At 45.4% G+C, this 4,308-nt stretch carries 5 protein-coding genes; all 5 read left to right on the top strand.

What is annotated here, in order from left to right; genetic code table 11:
• On the top strand, nt 1-726 hold a 726-nt coding region (locus F6K20_RS26335), incomplete at its 5' end, for an OmpA family protein (RefSeq protein WP_287296607.1).
• 275 nt (nt 727-1,001) lie between these two features.
• The gene (locus F6K20_RS26330; RefSeq protein WP_008181693.1) at nt 1,002-1,541 is read left to right on the top strand and encodes a Rab family GTPase; all 540 of its coding nucleotides are present in this window, start codon (nt 1,002-1,004) and stop codon (nt 1,539-1,541) included.
• 346 nt (nt 1,542-1,887) lie between these two features.
• Nucleotides 1,888-3,108 carry a protein kinase domain-containing protein gene (locus F6K20_RS26325; RefSeq protein WP_287296605.1) on the top strand — a complete coding sequence of 407 codons (1,221 nt, stop codon included), beginning with the start codon at nt 1,888-1,890 and terminating at the stop codon, nt 3,106-3,108.
• A gap of 84 nt (nt 3,109-3,192) precedes the next feature.
• The gene (locus F6K20_RS26320) at nt 3,193-3,927 is read left to right on the top strand and encodes a hypothetical protein (protein WP_287296603.1); all 735 of its coding nucleotides are present in this window, start codon (nt 3,193-3,195) and stop codon (nt 3,925-3,927) included.
• 197 nt (nt 3,928-4,124) lie between these two features.
• On the top strand, nt 4,125-4,308 hold a 184-nt coding region (locus F6K20_RS26315; RefSeq protein ID WP_287296601.1), incomplete at its 3' end, for a hypothetical protein.

Here is a 4,308-nt window from a genome sequence, read left to right as displayed (position 1 = left end):
TATTCCCCAGAAGTGTCTGATTATGGTTTAACAGTTAAAGCCAATCGCCAGAGACTAAAGCTAGCTGGACAGCTACCGAATCAGGCTCTGCGCTCAAACGTCGAGCAAATTGCCAAAGCTGCGGCCCCTAACTTAGCGTTGGATAATCAAATTGAGGTGATCGAACTCCCCTATACTGATGAGTTAACCCAAGCTCAAGTCCAACGGGTGAGAAACACCTTGAATCAAATGGATGGAGTGGTAATTGTAGCATCTTATACAGAAGGCAGGGTGACCGTAAAAGGAGCGATACTCTATGCTAAAGATTTCCCTAAGATTATCCAAGCCTTTGAGAGCATTCCCGGTGTCAAGTCGGTCGAGAACAATTTACAACTCCACGGATTAGACGTTACCAGCCGGATCTACTTTGATCTTGGTTCAGCCCAGTTGAAACCAGAGGATATAGGCACTAAAATCCGATCAATTAAGGAATTTATGGAGCGGTATCCTCAAAAGCACCTGAGGATAATCGGCTACGCCGATCCTAGGGGTCAACTTACCGAAAATCAGGGATTGGCACAACAACGAGCCCAAATGGTAAAAGATGTGCTTGTTCAGCAAGGCATTGATCCCAAACGGCTGCAAGTGCGTGGGGTTGGCAAACGCCCCCCAGATGTTGATGCTAGTCAACCGCTGTGGTTAAATCGATGTGTCGTATTTGATCCGTTTACCAACAAACCCAGTTGAAAGCCCCTTTGGTTTAGCTAGGAGATCACAACAAGTTATGGACTTTAGTCCCTTGTCTATTCAATCTGGAATCAGGAGGTGATTCAACGACTGCAATAGATCACTAACACTAAAACCATAGTGCTGTCTGGGAACATACGGTCGGTTATCAATAGGTGTTCAAGTCCGCTGAAGAAATCATACCGTAAACCTGTTCAGATTTGGAGCCACGCCCATCTCTTAACAACTGTTTACAATCCCCGAGAGTTCAAACCAGTTGTCAGCAACCAGTAACAATGTCCACTATTGATCGAAAAATTTGCCTAGTTGGAGACTTTGGTGTAGGCAAAACTAGCCTAATCCGCCGATTTGTGGAGGGTGTGTTTAGTGACCAATATCTTTCAACAGTCGGAGTGAAAATTTCCCGCAAAATCATAAAATTTAAGGATGAAACCCGATCAGAACTGCTGGATATAAAATTGATGATTTGGGATTTAGAAGGTCATACTAAATTTAAGGGAATTTCACCAACTTATTTAAAAGGAGCTCAGGGTGCAATTATTGTTGCTGATGTAACTCGCATGGAAACCATTGAGCACATTGTTCATCATATCGATCTGTTTTTATCCATCAATCCCAAAGGGGTGATTATTACTGCCTTAAATAAATCAGACTTAGTGGATCAAGAAAAACTGGAGGAATTGAAACAGATGTTACAGAAAAAAACTGCCCAGCAAGACCAAGTCATAGCCAGTTATTATACCTCAGCGAAAACCGGGTTATACGTCGATGACATATTTCAGCAATTAGGTTGCGGAACGCTTCAACAGGAATAATTAGTTATATATATAGTGATATATAGCGGTTCTCATAGCAATGAGGTACACAAGATTTTTTCCCTGTTGCCTGTTGCCTGTTGCCTGTTGCCTGTTGCCTGTTGCCTGTTGCCTGTTGCCTGTTGCCTGTTGCCTATTAACTAAAATCCAAAATTAAAATCCAAAATATATCTCGCCTATTTTAGAAATGCTATATATCTTTATATATATAGCACAGTAGCTGATATACCTATGCTTAGTCAACTACTGAGTCAACAGGTCGAGCAATCAGCACACACTGTGTCAAGTCTCCCGGACCAAGCCCTGGGAAAAAATCTAACATCCAACATCCAACATCCAAAATCCCATGACGCCCCTCTATTGTAGTAAAGGACATGAGAATCCCAATGACAATAAGTTTTGCCGGGTTTGTGGCGAGATGCTGCCATCCTTAGCCAAAACCTTTGACACTGGGAAGATTCTGGGTGGTCGCTACCGCATCGTCCGGGAGTTGGGACACGGAGGCTTTGGACGCACCTATTTAGCTCAAGACCTTAACCGCTTTAATGAACCTTGTGTGCTAAAAGAATTTGCCCCCCAAGTTCAAGGTAACCACGCCTTACAAAAAGCAGAAGAACTATTTGAGCGGGAAGCGGGAGTTCTTTATCGACTGCAACACCCTCAAATTCCTCAATTTCGTGAGTTGTTTCAGGTACAACAACAGGACAAAGGCACCCTATTGTTGGTTCAGGACTATGTGGAGGGGCAAACCTACCGCGCTCTACTGGAGGCTCGCCGACCTCAGGGACTCCGGTTTAGTGAAGCAGAAGTGACTCAACTGCTGATCCAAATCCTGCCAGTGTTGGAATATATCCATTTTATGAGAGTGATTCATCGGGATATCTCTCCCGATAATCTGATTTTGCGCAGTACCGATGGTTTACCAGTGCTGATTGACTTTGGCGGTGTCAAGGAGGTAGCAGCAAATGTGGCATCGAAGTTCCTAGGGTCAAAGGTGGCTGGTCAAAATAAGCCAATCATAACTCGGTTGGGTAAAGTTGGCTATGCTCCCCCAGAGCAGATGCAAGGAGGAAGTGTTTTTCCCCACAGTGACCTCTATGCTCTAGGGGCAACTATATTAGTATTAGTGACTGGTCAGGAACCCCAGCAGATCATTGACCCCAATACCCTGACGTGGAACTGGCGCAGAGAGATTAGCCTTAGCTCCACCCTAGGTCGTATCCTGGATAAAATGCTTCAACCGAGACCAGGGGAACGGTACCAAAATGCCAAAGAAGTGCTGCGAGACCTCACCACTCACCTTCAATTTGCCAGTGACCCGCAATCAGCTCCATCACCCCCTCAGACTAAACCGACCTTAGCAGTTGCCCCTGGTTCCAAGCCAGTAGCGGTTAACCAGCCAGCAAGGCCAGCTAGCGGAACACCATTAACCGGCGCTAGCAATAATAACGTTTTAGATTGGCTTGGCAAGGTGGTTTTGGTATCTGTTTTAGCTGCTGCTGTATTTGGCTTTACCTTCTGGGCAACCAATTGGTGGTTCACATTCGGCAAAAGATCTAAGCCGTAACCCTCACCAAAGGAATCACCCATCGATCAACCGGACATAAAGCCACCCTCGTGGTTTCCCACAAACGAGGCAAAGCGCAAGGAATTGCTCGATCAGCGTCGTGCCAATTTGGAGATTAACGAAAAGTTCTACGTTCAGTTAGTCAATGAGGCGTTTTGGAACAAGTACCCCAATCAACAAAAACGACAGCTAGGGACTGGTTCAGAGGATGCTAAGTTAAGAGAAGAGTGGGATAAGCTGGCGTTTGAGCTATTGACCCGGATTGAGTTACTAAATTTGAGTCGGACGGCACGGAGAGGGTTGGGAAGCTATGGGACAGCAGATCTGACTCGCTGGAAGCAGCAAGTGAATCAGGTGCGCCTTTCTAGCCGTGCAGCTTATGATATTGCAGATTCTAAATTCTTTCATAAGTTTCCAGATCAGCGGGGTGAGAAGTTTATCGATAAGTCTATTGGTCAGGTGTGGCAAGGGATTGTTGGGGATACGATCAAAGCGTTGACATCAGGAAAATCCCTACAGCGCATTGAGTTTGCTGCTGGCGGAGTTCAACAAGTCAATGGAACCCTCGAGCCAGGAGACGGGAAAGCGTTTACTGCTAAACTTTCTAGTGGTCAATTCATGGAAGTGAGACTGGCTACCGATGTAAATGCGTTGTTTTCAGTTTATGGTCCTAGCCGTAAGACGACCCCCCTATTAGAAGACTCAACCGAACGGGAGTGGAGCGGGGAGCTGCCAGCATCTGGCTTCTATGAGTTTGTGGTAGTTTCTCAAGCTTCTCAACCGATTAATTATCGACTTAACTTTAGGGTTGAAGATTAGTTATTGGTAATTTATAGCAGTTCTCAATTGGGTGAGCTATAGCGGTTTTTAGTCTAATAATGTGGGTTCTATAGCGCTACGCGCAATGGCATTGGCAAGAGGCATGCATGCAAAGGTGCGCTTTCCGCATCTAATTATTAAATTCGCCACGGGTCGCACCTAAAAGTTCACTAAAACAGCTTTTGCTGCTTGTATCAATGTCAAACACCTTAATGCGTAGTGCTATAGCAGAAGTCATTTGTCAGAAGTCAAATGTCAGAAGTCAAACTCTTGCGCTTCTTGATGCAATAGCGAGTGGGGGAAACCCCCAAGACCGCTTAGGTGCGCTTTCCGTTGGCGAATTAAATTCGCCACGGGTCGCACCTCTGCATCGCTTACAAA

It is taken from the genome of Moorena sp. SIO2C4, assembly GCF_010672485.1.
Taxonomy (GTDB): domain Bacteria; phylum Cyanobacteriota; class Cyanobacteriia; order Cyanobacteriales; family Coleofasciculaceae; genus Moorena; species Moorena producens.
This window is presented reverse-complemented; position numbering and strand designations above follow the sequence as displayed.